The following is a 561-nucleotide window of genomic DNA, read 5'->3' as shown; positions in this document are numbered from 1 at the left end:
GGTCGAGGACGAGCGAGGCCATGGGCGAAATTGTAACCGCTGGCCCAAGCCCGATGTTTTGCGTCATGCTGCTTCCGGCATGGCAATCACTGCACGAGACACGGCCTCATCCGCGCGCCTGGCCGACGACCTGCGTGGCGTGGGGCAATTGGCGATCGAAGGCGTGATCGGCCTCACCGACGTGGTCGAGGCGATGCACTCGGCGATCGGCCACCTGCCCGCCGTCATCGGTCGCAAGCCCCCCACGACCACGACGGGACTCACCGGGCTGGTCTACGGCACGGTGCGGGGCGTTACGCGCCTGGTGGGCACAGGCGTCGACGCCTCCCTCGCGGCGCTCGCGCCGGTGCTCGGCGGGGGCGTGCGCGCTCCGCGGCGCGAAGCGGCGATCGCAGCGCTCAACGGCGTGTTCGGGGACCACCTGCATGCCAGCGGCAACCCCCTGGCAATCCACATGCAGCTTCGCCATGCGGGCGATGCAGTCTCCCTGTCGCGCGAAAGCCTGCCCCGACGCTTCCCGCACGCCGACGGCAAGGTGATGGTGTTCCTGCACGGGTTGTG

Annotated in this window: 1 protein-coding gene; it reads left to right on the top strand. The window is 69.7% G+C overall.

Annotated features, from left to right (window positions below; translation table 11 throughout):
• Nucleotides 1-79: 79 nt before the first annotated feature.
• Nucleotides 80-561 (top strand): hypothetical protein (locus AC1DRF_RS31775; protein ID WP_477742799.1); only part of this gene is annotated, 482 nt, incomplete at its 3' end.

The organism is Priestia sp. P5_B4 (assembly GCF_056400385.1).
This window is presented reverse-complemented; position numbering and strand designations above follow the sequence as displayed.